This window comes from Gordonia iterans (assembly GCF_002993285.1).
Taxonomy (GTDB): domain Bacteria; phylum Actinomycetota; class Actinomycetes; order Mycobacteriales; family Mycobacteriaceae; genus Gordonia; species Gordonia iterans.
Genome location: NZ_CP027433.1, coordinates 1795855 through 1817860, shown reverse-complemented (window position 1 = coordinate 1817860; position 22006 = coordinate 1795855). Strand labels below are relative to the sequence as shown.

Here is a 22006-nt window from a genome sequence, read left to right as displayed (position 1 = left end):
CCGATGACGACCGGACTGTGGGCCGATCTGCTCTGGGCGGTGCCCGGGCTGCCCGCCCTCGGCGCTCTGGTGCTGCTGCTCGGCGGCAGGCGGACCGATGCGTGGGGACATCTGCTCGCGACGGCCCTGGCGGCGGCGTCCGCGGTGGCGGGCATCGCCAGTTGGCTCGCCATGCTGGGCCGCGCCGAAACCGAACGCACGGTGATCGCCGGCGGCTGGACCTGGATCCGCGCCGGCGACTTCTCCGTCGAGGCCGCGCTCCGGCTCGACCAGTTGTCGATGTGCTTCGTCCTGCTGATCACCGTCGTCGGCACGCTGATCCACGTCTACTCGATCGGCTACATGGCCGACGATCCCGATCGGCGCCGTTTCTTCGCCTACCTCAACCTGTTCCTGGCCGCCATGCTGATCCTGGTGCTGGCCGACGGCTATCTCGGCGTCTACCTCGGCTGGGAGGGCGTCGGCGTCGCGTCGTACCTGCTCATCGGGTTCTGGCAGCACAAGGCCTCGGCGGCCACTGCGGCCAAGAAGGCCTTTGTGATCAACCGGGTCGGCGACGTCGGGTTCGCCGTCGCACTGATGGTCATGTTCGCCGCCTTCGGCTCCGTCGGCTTCGCCGAGGTGTTCGCCGGTGCCGGCGGCGCCGCCGAGTCGACGGTCACCTGGATCTGCCTGCTGCTGTTGCTGGCTGCGTGCGCCAAGTCGGCGCAGGTGCCGCTGCAGGCGTGGCTGCTCGATGCGATGGAGGGTCCGACGCCGGTGTCGGCGCTCATCCACGCGGCCACCATGGTGACCGCGGGCGTCTATCTGATCACCCGATCCGCACCGCTGTACGACCTCGCCCCGCACGCCCAAACCGCCGTGGTGGTGGTCGGCGCGGTGACCGTGCTGTTCGGCGCGATCATCGGCTGCGCGAAGGACGACATCAAGAAGGCGCTGGCGGCGTCGACGATGAGCCAGATCGGCTACATGGTGGTCGCGACCGGTCTCGGACCGGTCGGCTACGTGTTCGCGATCATGCATCTGCTGACGCACGGATTCTTCAAGGCCGGGTTGTTCCTCGGAGCGGGGTCGGTGATGCACGCGATGGACGACGAGACCGACATGCGCCGCTACGGCGGTCTGGCCCGCCTCCTGCCGATCACCTTCGTCACCTTCGGCGTCGGCTATCTGGCGCTGATCGGCATCCCCCCGTTCTCCGGATTCTTCTCCAAGGACGGCATCATCGAGACGGCGCTCGCCGCCGGCGGGGCCCGCGGTCCGATCCTGTTCGCGGTGCTGGTCCTCGGCGCCGGGATCACCGCGTTCTACATGACCCGCGTGATGGCGATGACCTTCTTCGGCGCCCCCCGGTGGTCTCGACCGGGCCCGGACGGGGAGTCCCCCCGGCGATCGAGCGGAGTAGAGACCCGTCCGCACGAGGCGCCGCGGTCGATGACGGTCCCGATGATCCTGCTGGCCGTCGGGTCGCTGGGCCTGGGCGCGCTGCTGGCGCTCGGTGGACGTCTGGAGCACTGGCTGACCCCCGTCGTCGGCGAGCCGGTGCACCATGAGAGCCCGCTGTCGGTGGCCGCGGTGACCGTGATCGTCCTGGCGGTGGTCGTCGCCGGTGTCGCCGTCGCGTGGGCGATGTACGGACGACGACCCGTCCCGGTCACGGCACCTCCCGAGGTCTCCGCGCTGACCGCGGCGGCCCGCAGAGACCTGTACGGAGACGCCGTCAACGAGGCGCTCTTCGAGCGACCGGGCCGCCTGCTCACGCGCGGGGCCGTCGTTCTCGAAGACGACGGTCTGGCGCGCATCCCCGCCGAGGTCGGAGCCGGGGTCGACCGGATCTCGGTGCTGACCCGCCGGCTGCAGACCGGATACGTCCGCTCGTACGCCGCGTCGATCCTGGTCGGCACCGTGGTGATCGGACTGATCACGTGGGTGGTGAGCGTGCTGTGACGATCCCCTGGCTGACCGTCCTCTGGGTGATCCCCGCGATCGCCTCGCTCGTGCTCGTGCTGCTCCCCGCGCATGCCGCCGAGACCGCGAAGCGCCTCGGCCTCGGTGCGGCCGTCGTGACCGCGGTCTGGGCGATCGTCGTGGCGACCCGGTTCTCGGCGTCAGGCGGCGAACGCTTCCAGCTGGTCGAGGACGTGAGCTGGATCCCGGCGATCGGCGCACGCTACTCGCTCGCGCTCGACGGCATCGGGCTGGCGCTGATCCTGCTCACCGCCTGTCTGACCCCCGTGCTGCTGCTGGCCGGCTGGCGCGACGCCGATGCGCGCCGCGGCGACGGCGCGCCGCGCGCCGTGCACGCCTACGCAGCTCTGCTGCTGGCGATCGAGGCGATGGTGCTGATCAGCTTCGTCGCCACCGACGTGCTGCTGTTTTACCTCGTCTTCGAGGCCATGCTGATCCCGATGTACTTCCTGATCGGCGGCTACGGGACCAACGCCTCCCGGGCCGCGGTGAAGTTCCTGCTGTACAACCTGTTCGGCGGCCTGATCATGCTGGCCGCGGTCATCGGCCTGTACGTGGTGACCGCGCGGACCGGACCGGGCACGTTCTCGCTGACCGACATCAGCGCCGCGGCGCAGCGCGGCGAGCTGGACGCGTCGGCGACCACCATGAATCTGCTGTTCCTCGGCTTCCTGGTCGCCTTCGCCGTCAAGGCCCCGCTGTGGCCGCTGCACAGCTGGCTGCCCGACGCCGCCGTCGCGGCCACCCCCTCCGCCGCGGTGATGATGATGGCCGTGATGGACAAAGTGGGCACCTTCGCCATGCTGCGCTTCTGCCTCGGTCTGTTCCCGGAGTCCGCGGAGCGCTTCGCACCGTTCGTGTCCGCGCTGGCCGTGGTGTCGATCCTCTACGGCGCGATCCTGGCGATCGGCCAGACCGACGTGATGCGGCTCATCGCCTACACCTCGATCTCGCACTTCGGATTCATCGTCCTCGGTGTGTTCGCCATGACGAGTCAGGGGCTGGCCGGGTCGACGCTGTACATGGTCAATCACGGAATCTCGACGGCGGCACTGTTCCTGGTGGCCGGGTTCCTGGTGAGCCAGCGCGGCAGCCGGATAATCGCCGACTACGGCGGACTGCAGAAGGTCGCTCCCGTGCTGGCGGGCACCTTCCTGGTCGCCGGGCTGGCGACGTTGTCGCTGCCGGGTCTGGCACCGTTCGTCAGCGAGTTCCTGGTGCTGATCGGCACCTATGTCCGGTACCCCGCGGCGGCGGTGCTGGCCGCACTCGCCCTGGTGGCGTCGGCGCTGTACATCCTGTGGACCTACCAGCGCATGTTCGGCGGTCCGGTCCGCGAACCCGAGGTCGCCGTCCGCGACCTGAACCTCCGACAGCGGGTCGTCGTCGCCCCGCTGATCGCCGCGCTGCTGGTGCTCGGCTTCTTCCCCGGTGTGATCCTGAACTTCGTCGACCCGGCGGTGGGCCACACCATGACGACGATCGGCCGGACCGACCCGCCCTCCGTGGCCGGAGGTGAACGATGACCCTGGCGATCGAGGCGCCCGAGATCGCGTACTCGCTGCTCTCCCCCATGCTCGTCGTGTTCGGGATGGCGGTGGTGAGCGTGCTGGTCGAGGCGGCGCTGGTGGTCGCGCCGGGAGTCAGCGGCGCTTCGGCGGCCGCGGTGTCCCGGCTGCGGTACCGGATCCAGCTCGCCCTGGCGCTGATCACGCTGGCCGTCGCGTTCGTCCTGGTCGCGGTGATCGCCGCCGGCGACCGCGCCGCGCAGTCGACCATGTCCGGCGCCGTGGTGGTCGACGGGCCCGCACTGTTCCTGCAGGGCGCGGTACTGCTCGTCTCGATCGCCGCGGTCGCCTTCATGGGCGAACGCCGCCTCGACCGTGTCTGGGCGCCGACCGAGGTGCAGACCGCTGCCGGCCGACGGGTGGCCGCCGACAGCGGCGGGCGGATCGTCGACGACGACCTGCCCGCCGACGCGTTCACCCCCGCGGCCGCCACCGCGCCCGGCTCCCCGGACGAGTTGCTGGCCGCCCGGTTCGCGATCACCACCGAGGTGTTCCCGCTGACGCTGTTCGCGGTCGGCGGGATGATGCTGTTCGGCGCGTGCGGCGACCTGCTCACGATGTTCATCGCGCTCGAGGTGCTCTCCCTCCCGCTCTATCTGCTGTGCGGCCTCGCCCGACGGCGTCGTCTGCTCTCCCAGGAGGCCTCCCTCAAGTACTTCCTGCTCGGCGCGTTCGCCTCGGCGATCTTCCTGTTCGGCGCGGCTTTCGCCTACGGCGCCACCGGATCCCTCTCGCTGGAGACCATCGGGCTGGCGCTCACCCACGGCTCGGCCGACCGGACGCTGGCGCTGATCGCGACGGTGCTGGTGACGGTCGGCCTGCTGTTCAAGGTCGGAGCGGTGCCGTTCGGGTCGTGGGTGCCGGACGTCTATCAGGGTGCGCCGACTCCGGTCACCGCACTGATGGCCTCGGCCACCAAGGTGGCGGCGTTCGGCGGCCTGCTCCGCGTGCTGCACGTGGGCTTCGCGCCGCTAGAGCCGGATTGGCGGATCCCGATGTGGGCCGTCGCGATCGCCACCATGGTGATCGCGACGTTCATGGCCGTCACCCAGACCGACGTCAAGCGCATGCTGGCCTACTCGTCGGTGAGTCACGTCGGCTTCGCCCTCGTCGGCGCCGTCACCCTCGGTGCCGCGGGCGCCGGGAGCACGCTCTTCTATATCGCGGCGTACGCGGTCGCCTCGTTCGGCGGGTTCGCGCTGCTCGCGGTGGTGCGTGACGAGACCGGCCGCGAACAGGCGTCGCTGTCGGCGTGGGCGGGGCTGGGTCGTCGTCGGCCCTTGGTCGGGCTGCTGATGTCGCTGTTCTTGCTCTCGTTCGCCGGAATCCCGTTGACCAGTGGTTTCATCGGAAAGTTCGTCGTCTTCGCCGCGGCCGGGGGCGACGGCGCATGGGCGCTGGTGATCGTCGGCGTGCTCTGCAGCGCGGTGGCGGCCTACTTCTACGTGCGGGTGATCGTGTCGATGTTCTTCGCCCCCTCACCCGCCGATGCTCCCGACGTGCTCACGCCGAGCGCGCTCACCACCGTCCCGATCGGGGTGTGCGCGACGCTGACCGCGCTGCTCGGCTTCTTCCCGCAGCCGCTCCTCGAGCTGGCCGAGGCCGCCTCCACGTTCCTGCCCTGAGAGGTGGCTAAGGTGAGGGACGACGACCCCGACGAGGAACCCTGATGACCCGGACCCTGACCGAACTGCCGATCGTGGACATGTCGCTGCTCGCCGGCGACGACGCCGACCGTGCCGCCTTCGGGGACGCCCTGCGCGCGGCGACCCACGAGGTCGGATTCTTCTACCTCGTCGGACACGGAGTCGACCGGTCCGTGCGCGAGCGGCTGTTCGACACCGCCCGCGAATTCTTCGCTCTGCCGGAGCTGGACAAGTTCACCGTCGAGATGCTCGCCAGCCCGCAGTTCCGCGGCTACACGCGCTTCGGCGGCGAGTACACGCAGGGCTCGATCGACTGGCGCGAGCAGATCGATGTGGCCGCCGAGTACCCGCCGCTGGGCGCCGGGAGCGGCACCGACGACGACCCCGCCTATCTCCGCCTGGACGGCCCGAACCTGTGGCCGCTCACCCTCCCGGACTTCCGGGAGGTGATCCTGGACTGGCAGCGCCGCTGCAGCGACCTGGGTCTGCTGCTGATGCGGGAGTGGGCGCTCAGCCTCGGCGCCCCGGCCGGTGTGTTCGACGATGCGTTCGCCGATCGGCCGTCGACACTGATCAAACTGGTGCGCTATCCCGGCCGCGACGAAGGAGACGATCAGCAGGGTGTCGGCGCGCACAAGGATCCGGGAGTGCTCACCCTCCTGCTCGTCGAACCCGACAAGGGCGGACTGCAGGTGCAGTACGGAGACGGCTGGATCGACGCTCCCCCGGTCGACGACGCCTTCGTCGTGAACATCGGCGAGCTTATGGAGTACGCGACCGACGGCTACCTGAAGGCCACCATGCACCGGGTGGTGTCGCCGCCCGCCGGCACGGAGCGGCTGTCCGTGCCGTTCTTCTTCAATCCGGCGCTCTCGTCGACTATGCCGCGGATCAGCCTGCCGCCGGAGTTCGCCGCCGAGGCGCCCGGGGTCACCGAGGACCCCGACAACCCGATCTCGGGGACGTTCGGCGACAACATCCTCAAGGCCCGGCTGCGCGCGCACCCCGACGTGGCCCAACGCCATCACGCCGATCTGCTGGACTGAAGCGGGAAGCATCCGGTGTCGTTCGCCGCTCGTGTCGACGCGTTCTCGTTGCGGCATCCGAAGACGGGCTTTCCGCTCGCGGTCCTGTACAAGTACTTCGACGACCAGGGCGGCTACCTCGCCGCCCTGATCGCGTACTACGGCTTCGTCTCCCTGTTCCCGCTGCTGCTCGTGTTCACGACGGTGCTCGGGATCGTGCTGGAGCATCGGGAGGGTCTGCGCGACCAGATCGTCGACTCGGTGCTCAACCAGATCCCGGTCGTCGGCGATCAGCTCGGCGATCCCGCGGGCCTCAGCGGCGGCATCCTCGCCGTGGGCATCGGACTGGCGGGCGCAATCTACGGCGGGCTCGGAGTGTCAGTCGCCTCGCAGAACGCGATGAATCAGGTGTGGGCGGTCCCCCGCAACAGCCGGCCGAATCCGATTCTGGTGCGAGTCCGTGGATTCGTCCTGCTGATCACCGTCGGAGTCGCCATGATCGGCCTGGTGGTGCTCGGGACCTTCGCCGCACGCATCCACCTCGGCTGGGCGGCCACCCTGTTCACCGTCGCCGGAACCACCGCCCTCACCCTCGGCGTGTTCGTGTTCGCATTCCGGTTCGGCACCGCGCGGTCGGTCAGCGTCTCGGACGTGCTGCCCGGCGCCGTCGTGGCCGCCGTCGGTTGGCAGGCCCTTCAGCACTTCGGCCGCGTCTACGTCGAACACGTCATCGCGCGGGCGAGTGCCGTCACCGGCGTCTTCGCCACGGTGCTCGGCCTCATCGCCTTCCTCTATCTGGCCGCCGTGCTTCTGGTGTTCAGCTTGGAGATCAACGCGGTCCGCGTAGACGAGTTGTATCCGCGTTCGCTGCTCACCGAGTTCACCGACGACGTCGTCCTCACTCCGGGCGACGAGCGCACCTACGAGGGGCTGGCGAAGGCACAGCGCAACAAGGGGTTCGAGACCATCTCGGTCGAGTTCGACAACCCGCTGGATGCCACCGGCCCCGCTGGCCGCCGGCATTCCGGAGACACCGGGCCCGACCGGCAGGCCTGACGCAGGCCGAGCTCTTGGTGGCCGGCGCGGCCGTCGGTCAGCTGCGGACTGCGTCCGCCACGGCGATGCCCCCGTTCTCCGGGATCATCGTCACGTTCCGGTGCTTCGGGCGTTCTGCCGGACGGTTCGTGGTGCGCAGGTCGGCTTCGGCCTCAAAGGCATGGCGTCGAGGGTCGAGACCTGCGGGGGGGTCCTCTCCACCCGGCATGCCGAGGGGCAGTGGTTCGTCGAGGCCTACTTCCCGGGCGTGGACGAGACTCTCTTCCCGGCCGCGGACGAGGCGGCCGCCGGCTGCCTGCTCCGCGGTCCGGCAAATCCCGTGCGGGAGCCAGGAGTGGCCGGCACGTGAACGACCAGCCGATCCGGGTGCTCCTGGTGGACGATCAGGAACTGGTGCGCGCAGGCCTGCGCCGGATCCTGCGGCGCGGCGACGGCTTCGAGATCGTCGCCGAATGCGCCGACGGCGACGACGTGCTCACCGCCGTCGCTTCCCGCGCACCGGACGTCGTCGTGATGGACCTCCGGATGAAGCGGGTCAGCGGGATGGAGGCCACGCGGCGGCTCCGGGCGTCCGACGGCGAGCGTCCCGGACCTCCGGTCCTGGTGCTCACCACCTTTCAGGACGAGGAACTGCTGTCGGAGGCGTTGCGCGCGGGCGCAGCGGGGTTCGTGCTCAAGGACTCTCCGGCCGAGGAGTTGATTCGCGCGGTCCGGCTGGTCGCCGGCGGAGGCGCCGTGCTGGATCCGGCGGTGACCGGACGGGTCCTCGAGACGTACCGGGCGGCGAGGCAGGCTCCTCGCGACCCCGACGACGGCGCGCTGAATCGGCTCACCGCACGTGAACTCACCGTCCTCGAACTCATCGGACGCGGCATGAGCAACGAGGAGATCGCCGCCGAGCTGTACATCTCGGTGGTCACCGTGAAGAGCCACGTCGGCGGCATCTTCCGGGCGCTCGGGGTCCGCGACCGGGCGGCGGCCGTGGTCTTCGCATTCGACCACGGCGTGGTGCGGCCGCGCTGACGGTCGGAGCGCAGTCCGCGGTCCCGCCGTCGAGCCTGACACCCGGACGCCGACCGGACCTCGAACCGGACGCGGCAACGGCTGCTGCCAGCGTGTTGACAGTCCGGCCACATCGTCGTCACAGCGTCGAGGACTGGAATGGCGGCGTGACCTCATCGCAGCGGCGACCCGCCGCACCTGCCGATCGCCCGGCCGGACCGCACCGTCCGCGCGACGCCGTGCTCATCGTCGCCGACGGAAGCCGCCGAAGCGCGGCGGTCGTCGACCAGAGCCTGGCCTGCGGTCTCGGCGTCGTCGTGGTCGGGCTGCCGATGCCCGAGATCGCCGCCTTCCTCGACGCACGGCACGGCGGGCAGGTCTGGCCCGTCCGCGCCGATCCGGCGTGTCCGGAGCAGATCGCCGAGGTCGTGGGGCGCGCACCCCGGCACGTCGGCCGGGTCCGGATGGTCATCGACCCCTCCGGACTGCTGACCGACATCGCGGCCCTCGACCGGCAAGTGGCCTGACCGTGGTCTCGGACGAGGACCCCGCGGAGCCCTCAGCGCCAGCCGAGCGCGGGCGCGACGTGGGTCAGGATCGACTCCAGGACGTGCGCGTTGTACTCGACGCCGAGCTGGTTCGGGACGGTCAGCAGCAGCGTGTCCGCCGCGGCGATCGCCTCGTCCTCACGGAGTTGCTCGATCAGCTCGTCCGGCTCGGCTGCGTACGACTTCCCGAACCGGGCCGTCGTTCCGTCGATGATGCCGACCTGGTCTCCCGCGTCTCGGCCGCGCATGCCGAAGTAGGCGTGGTCTCGCTCGTCGACGAGCGCGAAGATACTGCGGCTCACCGAGACTCGAGGTTCGCGGCCCCAGTCGTGGCGGGCCCATTCCTCCCTGAACAGGTGGATCTGCTCTGCCTGTAGCCGGTGGAAGGGCACTCCGGTGTCTTCGGTCAGAAGAGTCGAACTCATCAGGTTCATGCCCTGACGCGCAGTCCATTCCGCGGTCGCGCGGGTGCCCGAGCCCCACCAGATGCGGTCGCGCAGGCCCTCGGAGTGCGGCTCCAGGCGCAGGAGACCGGGTGGGTTCGGGAACATCGGTTGCGGATTCGGCTGGGCGAAGCCTTCGCCCTTGAGCAGTTCCAGGGTCAGCGCGGTGTGCCGGCGTGCCATATCGGCGTCCGTCTCCCCCTCATCCGGCGCGAAGCCGAAGTAGCGCCAGCCGTCGATCACCTGCTCGGGTGAGCCCCGGGAGATGCCGAGCTGGAGCCGGCCGTCGGCGATGAGGTCGGCGGCGCCGGCGTCCTCGACGAAGCCGAAGGGGTTGACGTAACGCATGTCGATCACCCCGGTCCCGATCTCGATGGTCGAGGTCTTGGCGCCGACCGCCGCCAACAGCGGGAACGGCGAGCCCAATTGGCGCGCGAAGTGGTGCACGCGGAAGTAGGCGCCGTCGGCGCCGAGTTCTTCGGCGGCCACGGCGAGATCGATCGACTGGTGCAGCACGTCCGACGCACTGCGCGTCTGCGACCCGGCTCCGGCCGACCAGTGTCCGAACGAGAGGAATCCGATCTTCTTCATGTCCCATATAACCGGGCCGTGGTCCGTTTATTCCCGGCGGCAGTCTTCAGGCTGCCGCATTCTGTTCGTGCTGCCGCACTCGGTTCATGCTGCCGCGATACTCCGGCAGCACGAGTCGAATCCAGCAGCCGGAAGCGAACCCGGCAGCACGGCAGCCGGAAGAACCGCGATTCGTCAGTCGGCGGACGCGAAGCGGGGTGCCATCGACTCCATCTGGCTCATCACCTCGGCGATAGCCGCGGGCTGCTGGTCCGGCGGATAGCCGTACTTGCGCAGCAGCCGCTTGATGGACGTCCGGAGCTTGGCGCGAACGTCTTCGCGGACCGTCCAGTCCACGCGGGTGTCGCGGCGCATCGTCGCCACCAGATCCCGCGCGATCTGGGCCAGCACGTCGTCGCCCATCACGTCGACGGCGGCCTCGTTCTGGTGGACCACGTCGTAGAACGCGAGCTCGTCGTCGGACAGCGGCGGATCGAAGGTGGCTCCCCTGTTCGATTCCGCGACGGCGTCTCTGGCCAGCTCGGCCATCGCGGCGAGCACTTCGGCAGCCGTCAGCTGCTGGTTGGTGTACTTGATCATCAGGTCGTTGATCCGCTGCGAGAACTGCTTGCTCCGGACCTGATTGGTCGCCGTGGACCTGCGCACTTCGTCCTGCAGACTCGCCTTGAGCGCCTCGATCGCCAGGTGCACCTTCGACTCGGATTGCGCGTCCCGCACCCACTCGGGCGTCAGATACTGCAGGTCCGGCAGTTCGAGTCCGGCCTCCCGATAGATGTCGACGACGCCGTCGCTGCGCGCCGAATCGACGACGATCCCGGCGAGCTGCCGCCGGATGTCGTCCGGGATCGGCTCACCCCGGCTGAGCCGCGCCTGGGCGTCCACCTTGGCGAGCCAGGTGCGCACCTCCTCGTAGAAGCGCACTTCGGGGCGCACCCGTTCCAGGTCCAGGTTCTCCGCGCCCCCGGCTGCCAGCGCCCAGGTCCGGGCCAGCTTCGCGGTCAGCTCCCGGAACCGGTCGGCGAGAGGTCGTGCGTCCGGATCGTCGGGAACGGAATTGCCCGGGGTCGACGGTGCGCGCAGCATGCTGGTCACCTGAGCGGCCGCCTTCCGATAGCCCGCGGCCTTGTCCGCGCGGACCGTCGCCCGCCAGTCGTCGCCGACGATCTCCCGGATCTTCGCCAGGTACTCCAGGAGTAGCACGGTCGCTTCGGCGACGTCACGGCCGACCAGCCGCTCGCCGTCGGCGTCGACGTCCCGCGTGAACTCGCGCAGCGCCTTGGTCAGGTTCTCGGTGAGCGGCGAGTAGGCGACGAGCAGGCCGTCTTGTTTACCGCGATACGTGCGGTTCACCCGCGCCAGCGTCTGCATCAGCAGGGCGCCCTTGAGCGGCCGGTCGACGTACAAGGTGTGCAGCGCGGGAGCGTCGAACCCGGTGAGCATCATGTCCTTGACGATCACCATCTCGAGGTCGTCGTCGGGGTCCTTCATGCGCTGCTTCACCGCCGCGATCGCACTCGGCCTCCGGAGATGCTTGGTGATCTCCGCGGGATCCCCCGGGGCCGCGGTGTACACGACTTTGATCTTGCCCTTGTCGTCGGCGTCGTCGTGCCAGTCCGGCCGCAGCGTGACGATCTCTTCGTACAGGCGCGCCGCGATCGACCGAGTGGCGCAGACGACCATCGCCTTGCCCGGTCCGCCGATGAAGGGGACCATCACCTCGCTGCGAACTCCCCAGTGCGTCACCAGGTCTCGGGCCAGCTCCTCGAGTCGCTGCGGTGCGCCGTACACGGTGTCGAGCACCGCCACACCGCGCTGGATCCGCTCCTTGTCAGCCTCGTCGAGGCTGCCGGTCAGTTCCTCGGCGGCGTCGTCGATCTCCTCGTCGGTCAGGTCGGGCACGCGCTCGAGGTCGATCATGCGCTGCTCGAACAGGACGGGGACGGTCGCGCCGTCGGCGACGGCGCGGTGCAGGTCGTAGACGTCGATGTCGTCGCCGAACACCTTGCGGGTGTCGCGCTCGGCCTCCCGGATCGGCGTGCCGGTGAAGGCGATCAGGGTGGCGTGCGGGAGCGCGTCGCGGAGATGACGCGCGTACCCGTCGATGTCGTCATAGTGACTACGGTGCGCTTCGTCAGCGATGACGATGACGTTGCGGCGGTCGGACAGGAGAGGATGATCGGCCCCCGCGTTCCGTTCCGCCTTGGTCAGTCCGAACTTCTGCAACGTCGTGAAATAGATTCCACCGCTACGACGTTGAGCGAGCTCGGTGCGCAACTCCTCCCGGCTGCCGACCTGCTTCGGCTGTTCTGGAAGGAGCGTCGACGCCTTGAAGCCGTCGAACAGCTGCGAGTCGAGCTCGGTGCGGTCGGTGAGCACGACGACGGTGGGGTTCGCCAGCCGCGGGTGGCGCATCACCTTCGCGGTGTACAGCTCCATCTCCATCGACTTGCCCGAGCCCTGCGTGTGCCAGACGACGCCCGCGCGGCCGTCGGAATCGACGGCCACGACGGTGCTCGCGACCGCCTTGGTGACGGCGAAGTACTGGTGCGGCTTGGCCAGACGCATCTTCAGTCCCGAGTCGGACTCGTCGTACGCGGTGAAGTCGCGCAGCAACTGACCGAACCTCTCGACGTTGTAGACGCCCGGCAACAGGAGGTCGAGGCCGAAGGCGGGCTCGCCGTCGTCGCCCGGTGTGCCGGGTTCCACGGCGGCACCGTCGTCGTCGACGTTCCACGGCGCGAAATGATTCCACGGCGTGAAGGGGGTTCCGTAGCGGGCGGTGACGCCGTCGCTCGCGACCACCAGGTTCGCGAAGCGGAAGGCCATCGGGAGCTCGCGCAGGTAGGTCTGCAGCTGGTTGTACGCCACCTCGCTGGTGGCTCGGAGCGATCCCGCCTGCTTGAGCTCGATGATCGAGACCGGCAGGCCGTTGAGGTAGAGCACGACGTCGAACCGGCGTTCGTGCTCACGGCTGCGGACGGTCACCTGACTGACGGCGTGGTACTTGTTCCGCACCGGGTCGCCGGCGACGAACCGGATGGTCGGGGTCACCTCGCGGCCCTCGTGGTCGGTGTAGGTGATCCCGCGATAGCCGTTGACGAGGATGTCGTGGATGCGGAAGTTCTCGGTGATCGCATCCTGCGAACGCGGCGAGACCACCTCGGCCATCGCCTGCTCGAGATATCCGATCGGCACCTCGGGGTTCAGGTTCTCCAGTGCCTGACGGAGAGTGCCGAGCAGGACGATGTCCCGCCAGGACTCACGTTCTCCGCTGCCCGGTGCGACGTCTCTGCCCGCGCGGTACTGCCAGTCCAGGCCGGCGAGCTGGTCGAGCGTCCACTGCTCCCAGTCGGCTTCGTTCATGACCCCGGCCATCGGCGGACCCTCCTGATGCGTTGCTCCCGCGGCGATCGGATACCGATCACTCGTTGCCGCAATCATGCCCGGCGAGCACCGGACAGCACGTGCACCTGTTGATAGGACCGGTTCTCGTGTCGCTCCTCCGCTGCTGCCGCAGCGAGGGCACCGATCGCCGTAGCCTCGCCGGTGTGATCGATACACGCCCGGTACCACCGATGTGAGCGCCGTCCGCGACGGGCTGCTTCATGAGTGCGGATTCTCGAGCAAACCATGACCGGCGTCGACGCGATCGCGGGCGCGTCCGACTCTCTACCGGATGTCCCGCATATCGCCCGTCGGCTCTGGCGCGACCCCGGGTTCCGGAAGCGCCTGACCATCACGCTGGACACACCGCTACCGGATCACGACTCCAGCAGCACAGTTCCCGGCTGCTCCCGTTTCCCGGCCGCCGCAGAGTTTCAGTCGCCGCGGGGCGATCGTCGACGCACTTCCCCTCGACCGAATGTCACCCCAGCGGTCTGGACACCTTCGCGCGGCCGCCGGGCCGGCGTTCGGGATCTCGGTGATGTATGTGAAGGACGACCTCGCTCCGAATGGGCCGCCGGTCGTGTTCCCGTCCCAGAACGACCACCTGACGAAGTGGAACATTCCGAACAAGCTCAGTCTGATCGACGAGGCCCTCGGCCGCATGATCGTCCTCCGCAACCGCGGCACCACCCTTTCGAGCGCGACGCATGGATGGTCGCCCGCGAGCTGTATCGCGCCGGTGAGCACTTCCTCGCGGTGCGATGGCTTTCGGGTCTGCCACCGGAACATCCGATCTGGCGAACCGCCGACGAGGGTTCGCTCGCCACCTTGTATCTGGTCATCTGGAGTCAGGAGGGCGGTAAGACTCGCGCAGACGTGCTGCCGAGGTTGACCAGTCTGTGGCGAAGCTTGTTCCCGGGAAGCTGGGACTCGGCGCCCGATCCGGCGTAGCCGTAGAGGCGGACCATCCATGTCGTACCCCCGTCGTAGAGTGGATTTCAGAAGGTAGAGAAGAACCGGAATTACCGGTTCTACCAGCGGGAACAGCACTTCGGGGGAGGTGAACACCGTGACCGTCAACGGCATCTCGTACAACGACGACGCCGCCCGGAGCGCGCCCAGCACCGCACGTCTCGACACCGCTGGTTTCGACCCCGACACGCTGATCGCCGGCCTGTCGCCCGCAGAGTTGCTGGCGGTGCAGACCGCCGCCGAGAAACGCTTGAGCGCCGAGGCGACCAGGTTGTTGGCCGCCGAATCCGACAACGGTCTGCTCGGTCTGCTCGATGCCCGGGAACAGACCCACCGCCGGGCCGAAGTGTTCGACGCCGCCCTGTACGTCGAAATCTCTGATCGGGGCGTGTACCGGCGTGCCGGGCACATCTCGACCCACCAGCTGTATGCCCACGGCGCCCGCCTGGGTGTGGGTGAGGCCCGCCGACGCCGAGTCACCGCCGAAGGGATCGGTGCGATGGGTGCCCTGACCGGTGAACGCCTCGAACCCCGTCTGACGGCGACCGCGGCGGCGGTCGCCGACGGGGACGCCGGCGGCGCCCACGTCGCCGCCGTCACCGAGATCATGGACAAACTCCCCTCCGCGGTCACCCATGACCAGCGGGTCAAAGCCGAAGCCATGCTCGCCGACGCCGCCCGCCGCCTGGACCCTGCCGCAGTCACCGTGGTCGGCAACCGGATCCTGGCCTGGCTCGACCCCGACGGCACCCTGGCCGACGACACTGATCGGAAACGCCGCCGCACCCTGAACCTGCAGCCGCAGAATAGGCAGTTGATGAGCAAAGTCCGCGCTCTCCTGACCCCGGTGCTGCGCGCCAAACTCGAAGTACTCCTGCACCAATGGGCCACCACCGGGATGAACAACCCCGACGACCCCGACTCCCCACGCGGGGCCGCCGACCAACCCGGCCTCGACCCCGCCGTACTCGCGGCCGCAGCAGAGCGGGACACCCGCACACTCGGGCAGCGTCAGCACGACGCCCTCGAAGCCCTCTGCGACTGGGCCCTCGCACTGGCCGGACAACCCGCACCCACCCGAATCCCCTCACAAGTCGTAGTCACCGTCACCGATGAGGATTTGGCGCGGCAAGCCGGGATCGCCTGGACGGCGACCGGCACCCGCATGCCGGTGTCTGATCTGGTGCAGTTCGCCGCCGACACCGTTCCGTATCTGGCGGTGTTCTCCAAGGCCACCGGACAGGTCCTGTATTTGGGGCGGGCCAGCCGGTTCGCGACGGCGGCGCAACGGTTGGCGTTGTTCGCCCGCGACCGGGGCTGCACCGCACCGGGCTGCACCGTCCCGTTCATCCGCACCCAAGCCCACCACATGCCCGACTGGACCGACGACGGCCAGACCGATATCGACCGCTTGGGTGGGGCATGCGGACGGCACAACCGGATGAACGGCACCACCCCTGGGCATTGGGAATCGACGGTCCTCACCTTCGGTCCCGACGCCGGACACGTCGGGTGGCGGCCCGTCGGGCGCGGCACCCCATGGCAGAGCAACATCATGTTCCACCCCGAACGCCTCGCACCCGACCCCGCCCGTGTCCCAGCAGCAGGTGAACCGACCGCCGACACCGGACCACCCGACACGACCGACTCACGCGAAGACACCGACGGACCGCGCGGCAACACACGAATGCCCGACGTCAGCGCATTGCGTGAAGTAATCGCTGCACCGGACGCGACCGGGCCACCGGGCGAACACCAGACTGCCCGTCCATTCCGGATCGTGCACGGACACTGGGTCGCCTGACACCGGGCCACTCGGCGACCCCGCACCACCCGAGGATCTCGGGCCACCCGAGGAGCAAGACCAGGACCTGGACTTCGACGACGATCGATCGAATCCGACGATCATCGTCCAATACCGGCCGTCCCCGATCCAGGTGATCGCCCCGATCGACCCACCCTCGGGAGCCGAAAAGATCCTCGCCCGACTCCTCACCCGAGCATCCTGACCGCACCACCGCGGTCAGGCCGCCCGTGCTGCCTGCGACGAACTTGCGCGGACGCGGGAGATCACAGCCTGCCCCGAACCGAATCGACAGTGAGTCGTCGAGGCAGCTCAGAGGACCCGAGCTGCGGTATCCGCGGCCTGGCGCACCGAGATCCGGCCGTCCATGAGAAGTGGGAGGAGTTCGTCGCGGGTGCGAGCAAGACGCTCTGACTCCGTCTCCGCCGCGAGCGCTCGCTGCCACAGCATTTCACCGAGCGCGTTCAATTCTGCATTAATAGTCTCGGGCCATGCTACCGGGTCGTCGAGGTGGTGACGCTGTATGTGACCCATCGTCGTAGCCTTGTCTGCAGCGAGTGACCTGAAGTACGGCATCTGCGATTCCACCGCACAGGCAACCGCCCAGTGCGGGTAACCCTGATCTGAGATGACCTTGAAAATGTGCTGATTGACGATCGCCTCATCACGGAACCAACGTCGTGTTACCAATGAACCAGACCAAGCCATCAAGAGGTCTCCTGGCCGAACTGTGTTGTCATCTGCAACCTCGATATCGTTGTACACGGTCGACGAGCCGATCCCAGAGTTGAGTTCAGCGATTCGAACCACGACGCGCCCAGTGCCGGTTGCGTCCTTGGTGAATGCCCTCCCGTTTACGAACCGTGCCACCGTGCTGAGCGCTTCTAAACGCGCGCCGGCAAGAATCGCACCCTGCCACAGTTCTGATCGGAGCAAGTCGCATCTGTCGGCAACGTAACGGTTCGCGGCGATCTTGTCGTCCAGTGCACCAAGCACCTCAGCGACTCGGTACTGCCGATCTAGTGAGGGGCAAGGCACATCAAGTCGCCCGAGGTCAGACGATCGGATACCAGCCGCTGCGACCTGCTCGACAATCGTCGCCATCAGCCGGCGACCCTGTGGACTACGAAAGTAGTAATAGAGGAAGGTTGGGTCTGATTTCGCAGTATCGACTCGCGCGCGAAGAATCGAACTCTCCCATGTCGTTGGTTCCGGGACTTTCGCAACAATCGCACACTGACCTGCTCCTTCAGCAGTCAGTGAGCGCCGAGCGAAGAGGAGGTCGCCGCTGCGGAGCAGATACCGTTCCTCGTCAACGTCGCCGAGTTCGACACGGGCCATATCAACGTCACCAAGCTGGCGGTGTGCAAAGAGCTCCCTCATGTTTACCATTCGAATACCACTCCCGCGGGCTGAAGCAGCCACAGTGACGCCGCTGCGGAGCGGATACGAAAGCAGATCACCGAATTTCGTCACGACAGCCTTCCCAGCTGCTCGCGAACGACAGCATCCAGTCGCGCGGACTCGTCCAGCGCTGCAGTGAGTTCCTTGGTCAACCGGGCGATCTTCTCGTCGATGGGTTCGGAATCCTCCGGAGCGGGAGGGGCGCCCACATACCTGCCCGGGGTCAATGCGAAGCCCGCTTCGCGGATCTCGTCGAGGGTGACGCTCTTGCAGAAGCCGGGGACGTCCTCGTACTCCCCGACCGCCGACTCGCGACCCCGCCAGGTCCGGTAGGTGTTCGCGATCAGCTCGATGTCGTCGTCGGAGAGGTTGCGCTCGACGCGGTCGACCATGTGCCCGAGCTCGCGGGCGTCGATGAACAGCACCTGGCGCGAGCGGTCCGTCGAACCACCCGCCCCACTGGCCTTGGAGCGGGCGAAGAACCAGACGCACACCGGGATCTGCGTCCCGCGGAACAACTGGCCGGGCAGCGCGACGATGCAGCTGACCGTGTCCGCCACGACCATGTTCTTGCGGATCTCCCCCTCGCCGCCCGTGTTGGACGTCATGGTGCCGTTCGCCATCACCACGCCGGCCTCGCCGCCGGGCGCCAGCTTCGACCAGATGTGCTGCATCCACGCGTAGTTGGCGTTGCGCTTGGGCGGCACGCCGAAGCGCCAGCGGTCGTCGTCCTCCCGCCGCGCCCAATCCTTGATGTTGAACGGCGGATTCGCGAGCACGTAGTCCATCTGCACGCCCGGATGGATGTCCCGGGCGAACGTGTCCTGCCACCGCGACCCGAGCCCCTGGGTGTCGATCCCGTGGATCGCCAGGTTCATCTTGGCCATCTTCCAGGTGCGCTCGTTCAGTTCCTGGCCGAACACCGAGATCCGCGTCGGATCCTCGTCGTGCCGCTCCAGGAACTTCTCGGTCTGCACAACCATGCCGCCAGAACCGCAGCACGGGTCGTACACACGGCCCTCGTGCGGTTCCAGCACCTCCACCAGCACCCGCACCACCGACGGCGGCGTATAGAACTCCCCACCGCGCTTGCCCTCGGCCTTGGCGAACTTGTCCAGGAAGTACTCGTACACCTCCCCGAGCAGGTCTCGCGCCCGTGACGCTCCCCCACCGGCGAACTGGACCGAGTTCATCAAGTCGACCAGCTCGCCGAGGCGGCGCTGGTCGATGTTGTCCCGCCCGTAGATCGTCGGCAGCGTTCCGCCCAGCGACTCGTTCTCGTCGGCCAGCAGCCGCATCGCGTCGTCGATCAGCTTGCCCACACTCTGCGCGTCGTCGGTGCCCGACGCCGCGATGCCTTTCGCGTTGGCGGCGATGAAACTCCACCGCGCGGTCGGCGAGACCCAGAACACGCCCTCGGCGCGGTACTCGTCCGGGTCTTCCAGCGTTTCGGCGATGTACGCCTCGGACTCGCCGTCGAGCTCGTCGCGCAACTTCTCGCGACGCTCCTCGAACGCGTCGGAGACGTACTTCAGGAACACCAGACCCAGGACCACGTCCTTGTACTGGGACGCGTCCATCGACCCGCGCAGTTTGTCGGCCGCCTTCCAGAGCGTGTCCTTGAGTTCCTGCGGGGTGGACGGCGTCATCGGCTTCGCCACGTGGCGTTCTCCTTCTGCTCCTCGGGATCACTTGTCCCGCTAGTGAATTCTGCTCTGAGCAACCCACGGGTGATGCCGCGGGTCAATGATCGTTCAAGCTGGTCGAGAGCGGCGAGCTCCGAGCGGAGCTCGCCGCGCCGGGCCTCGATCCGCTCGCGTGCCTCCGCGACGACATCGGCCTGATCGGCCGGCACGGTGCGCAGCCGCCACGCGTCCACGTTCGCCGACCGCTGCTCGGCGATGTCGGCGGCAACGATGTGCGGCAACAGCTTTCGTCCGGCGAGCTCTACGTCACGACATCTGGCGATGCGTGCAGGCGTCACCACCAGCCGGCCGCCGACATCGTCGACCATCGCCGCCGGATCAGCAGTCCGCAGATAGACGACGTCGCCTGGCTCGGTGAAGGTGCTGTTGGGCGCGATCTGCTCCAGCGCGAGCCGGTCGACCCCTCGACGACCGATCGTTCCAGGATTCCGGAGCTCGCACTCGCCCAGCACCGTCACGCTGCCGCTCACGGCTGCGCCGATCGACTCCGCGGGCACGCGCACACCCGGGATCAGCTGCACCGGACGTCCCCGCCCAGACGTCGCGACCTGCCATGGGACGCTCGCCCCGTCCTCGCCGCGGTCGGCGCCCGCCGCCATTCCGATCCCCTCCAGCACCGGCGCTTGAGTGTGCGACGACGCCTCCCAGACCTGCGCGAGCAGATCGCCGCCGTCGAGCACACGCTCGTCGGTCACCGAGACCCGGAGCCGATGCTGCGGGACCACCACACGCGAGGCGCGCACAGTCCCTCGCAGAAACGTGTGACTGCGGCGTTCCCGCTCGCCGGCGGCCGCCGCCGCCACGTCGGCGGCCAGCGCCTGCACCTCCACTTGTCCGGTCAGCGCGGAATGGTCGGCGATCACCGTCGCGGCCTTCTGCTCGTCCCCGGATGGCGCAACCACCCAGACCGCCAGCTGACGGCGACCGGCCGAACGCACCAGCCCCTTCGGCAGTCTCGCGGCGAAACGCAGCGGCGCGAAGTAGTCGGCGCCGCCGAGCACCTCGGCCCGGCGCTGACGCTCCTCTCCGGACAGGTCGTCGATCAGCAGCTCGGCCGGACCGATCACGACCGCACGTCCGCCCGGCCCCAGGCTCACGACGATGTCGTCGATCCACGCGAAGAACTCGGCAGCCTCCGTGCGGGCCGCCGAGGCCCATTGCGCGAGCACCGTCGCATCGGCCAGGACCGGATCGCCGGCGACCACCTGCCGGACCGACGCCCCGCCCGCCAGCAGGGCCCGCCACCGCGCGCGCTGCCAGGCGAGTGCACGAGTACTCGGCGCACACGCGAACTCGGTCGCCTCGTGCTCGTCGAGCAGCCCGACAGCGCCGTCGAGCAACACGAGGCCCCCGGGGCCGGCCGGAGCGACAAGTCCTGGTGAGCTCCGGATCAGTTCCGCACCAACGGTATTGACGATGTGGAGTCCCTCGTCGGTCAGCAACTCGACCTCACCGGCGGGGTCGGCCGCACACCCCAGTTCGGCCAGTCGCCGAATCACCGGAACCGGACCGTAGGCAGCCTCTGACAGCCGGTCGACGGCGGCCACGGTCTGGCTGTCGGTGAGCGCACTCTCCACGTCGTCGAGCGAAGCCAGGTGCTGGTCCGCGAGTCCGGCCGCGATCTCGAAGGCCTGTCCCTGATCGAGGTCGGCCGCCGGGCCGCCGGCTCGCGCACTCAGAAGCGCCAGCAGGGACGCGGCATCGGTCGCCCGCACAGTGTCGTGCAGCAGCGAGGTGTGCAGAGCGACGTCGTCGGCGGCCTCCGGATTGTTGCCCCGGCCGGTGTCGCGGAACCAGCGGGCCACCTCCTCGGCGTCGAACCGTGAATCGCCCGGTGCGACCGGATCCGGAAAGGGAAACGGCCCGTCTGTGTACCGCGTACGCCACATCGACACGACCGGCCGGCGCACCCGGGCGACGTCGGCGATGTCCTGCATCGACATCACCGCACGTACTGCTCGCCCCGTTCCTGAAGTCACGGACAGAACCGTACAGGACCTCCGAACGCTTGACACGACTATATCGATAAGGGACCTTATCGATTCCTCGTGCGAAGATGTCGGACCTGCGAGGCACAGTGATCACCGTCCGAGACACACCACTCACTCAAGGAGCTCCCATGACGACACCGCAGAATCACCCCGCCGGTCAGACCGGACCCCACCAGCACGGCCCGCACTACCCGGCGCACCCGGCCCAGCCCGGCGCACCCGCACCGGGTCTGCCCGCGCAGCCACCCGCTCCGAAGAGCAGGAAGAAGTGGCCGTGGATCCTGGGTGGCGTGGTGGTGCTGATCGCTCTCATCGCCGCAGTGAGCGGTGGCGGCGACCCGAGTCCGGCTGGCGACGCCGGAAGCGGAGCCACCGTGGCCGCCGACGACGCCGAGTCCCGTGCCGCGGGCCCGAACACGCCCGTGCGAGACGGCAAGTTCGAGTTCGTCGTCACCGGTGTGGAGAGCGGCGTCAGCGAAGTCGGTGACAACGAGTTCCTCACCGAGAAAGCCCAAGGCCAGTTCGTGATCGTCACCATGACGGTCAAGAACATCGGCGACAAGAGCCAATCGTTCAGCCCGAGCGAGCAGAAGCTGAAAGACACCGACGGCCGCACCTTCGAGACCGACTCGAGTGCGCAGATCGCCTTGGGCGGCACCGACATCGCGGTGTGGGACAAGGTGAATCCGGGCAACACCGTGACGGTGAAGCTGGTCTACGACATGCCGTCAGGCGCCAAGCCCGCCACCCTCGAGCTCCACGACTCCATGTTCTCCGGCGGCGTGACCGTCGACCTCCGATAGTCGCCCGACCTCCGCTGATCACCGCGCCGGTCGGCCGCGACACCAGACCGGCTGGCGCAGGCGATCCGCACCCGACGATTCCCCAGCCACCA

At 68.4% G+C, this 22006-nt stretch carries 15 protein-coding genes; 10 read left to right on the top strand and 5 right to left on the bottom strand.

Annotated elements, in window-relative coordinates; genetic code table 11:
* Positions 1–3 precede the first annotated feature (3 nt).
* The 8 genes from nuoL (at position 4) to C6V83_RS18320 (ending at position 8792) form a co-directional block, all read left to right on the top strand.
* On the top strand, positions 4–1947 hold the full coding sequence (nuoL, locus tag C6V83_RS08295) for an NADH-quinone oxidoreductase subunit L (RefSeq protein ID WP_105941997.1): 1944 nt from the start codon (positions 4–6) through the stop codon (positions 1945–1947).
* Positions 1944–3494 carry an NADH-quinone oxidoreductase subunit M gene (locus C6V83_RS08290; protein ID WP_105941996.1) on the top strand — a complete coding sequence of 517 codons (1551 nt, stop codon included), beginning with the start codon at positions 1944–1946 and terminating at the stop codon, positions 3492–3494. The genes nuoL and C6V83_RS08290 overlap by 4 nt, the downstream gene beginning before the upstream one ends.
* On the top strand, positions 3491–5161 hold the full coding sequence (nuoN, locus tag C6V83_RS08285) for an NADH-quinone oxidoreductase subunit NuoN (protein WP_105941995.1): 1671 nt from the start codon (positions 3491–3493) through the stop codon (positions 5159–5161). The genes C6V83_RS08290 and nuoN overlap by 4 nt, the downstream gene beginning before the upstream one ends.
* A gap of 44 nt (positions 5162–5205) precedes the next feature.
* Complete coding sequence (locus C6V83_RS08280; protein ID WP_105941994.1) at positions 5206–6228, top strand: isopenicillin N synthase family dioxygenase; 1023 nt, start codon at positions 5206–5208, stop codon at positions 6226–6228.
* A gap of 15 nt (positions 6229–6243) precedes the next feature.
* Complete coding sequence (locus C6V83_RS08275; RefSeq protein WP_105941993.1) at positions 6244–7263, top strand: YihY/virulence factor BrkB family protein; 1020 nt, start codon at positions 6244–6246, stop codon at positions 7261–7263.
* Positions 7264–7423: 160 nt separating this feature from the next.
* Positions 7424–7612 carry a hypothetical protein gene (locus tag C6V83_RS18325; RefSeq protein ID WP_159067476.1) on the top strand — a complete coding sequence of 63 codons (189 nt, stop codon included), beginning with the start codon at positions 7424–7426 and terminating at the stop codon, positions 7610–7612.
* Complete coding sequence (locus C6V83_RS08270) at positions 7609–8286, top strand: response regulator transcription factor (RefSeq protein WP_105941992.1); 678 nt, start codon at positions 7609–7611, stop codon at positions 8284–8286. Before C6V83_RS18325 ends, C6V83_RS08270 begins: the two co-directional genes overlap by 4 nt.
* Before the next feature lie 146 nt (positions 8287–8432).
* The gene (locus tag C6V83_RS18320) at positions 8433–8792 is read left to right on the top strand and encodes a Rossmann-fold NAD(P)-binding domain-containing protein (protein ID WP_159067475.1); all 360 of its coding nucleotides are present in this window, start codon (positions 8433–8435) and stop codon (positions 8790–8792) included.
* A 32-nt stretch (positions 8793–8824) separates the two neighbouring features.
* Here the strand turns inward: C6V83_RS18320 and C6V83_RS08260 are convergent, their stop codons facing one another.
* Entirely contained in the window at positions 8825–9847 is a 1023-nt protein-coding gene (locus C6V83_RS08260; protein WP_105941990.1) for an LLM class flavin-dependent oxidoreductase, read from the bottom strand.
* 174 nt (positions 9848–10021) lie between these two features.
* On the bottom strand, positions 10022–13222 hold the full coding sequence (locus C6V83_RS08255) for a type I restriction endonuclease subunit R (RefSeq protein WP_234353927.1): 3201 nt from the start codon (positions 13220–13222) through the stop codon (positions 10022–10024).
* 1081 nt (positions 13223–14303) lie between these two features.
* Here C6V83_RS08255 and C6V83_RS08245 point away from each other — a divergent pair.
* Positions 14304–16010 carry an HNH endonuclease signature motif containing protein gene (locus tag C6V83_RS08245; protein WP_159067474.1) on the top strand — a complete coding sequence of 569 codons (1707 nt, stop codon included), beginning with the start codon at positions 14304–14306 and terminating at the stop codon, positions 16008–16010.
* Between the two features lie 312 nt (positions 16011–16322).
* Here C6V83_RS08245 and C6V83_RS18315 read toward each other — a convergent pair whose 3' ends face one another.
* The 3 genes from C6V83_RS18315 to C6V83_RS08230 are packed head-to-tail and all read right to left on the bottom strand — an operon-like array spanning position 16323 to position 21099.
* Positions 16323–17486, bottom strand: a complete 1164-nt coding sequence (locus tag C6V83_RS18315; RefSeq protein ID WP_159067473.1) for a restriction endonuclease subunit S — start codon at positions 17484–17486, stop codon at positions 16323–16325.
* Complete coding sequence (locus tag C6V83_RS08235) at positions 17483–19063, bottom strand: type I restriction-modification system subunit M (RefSeq protein WP_105943817.1); 1581 nt, start codon at positions 19061–19063, stop codon at positions 17483–17485. Before C6V83_RS08235 ends, C6V83_RS18315 begins: the two co-directional genes overlap by 4 nt.
* Entirely contained in the window at positions 19060–21099 is a 2040-nt protein-coding gene (locus tag C6V83_RS08230; RefSeq protein ID WP_159067472.1) for a DNA-binding protein, read from the bottom strand. Before C6V83_RS08230 ends, C6V83_RS08235 begins: the two co-directional genes overlap by 4 nt.
* Positions 21100–21239: 140 nt before the next feature.
* On the opposite strand from C6V83_RS08230, the gene C6V83_RS08225 reads away from it, so the two are divergent.
* Positions 21240–21914 carry a DUF4352 domain-containing protein gene (locus C6V83_RS08225; protein WP_105941985.1) on the top strand — a complete coding sequence of 225 codons (675 nt, stop codon included), beginning with the start codon at positions 21240–21242 and terminating at the stop codon, positions 21912–21914.
* Positions 21915–22006: the final 92 nt, after the last annotated feature.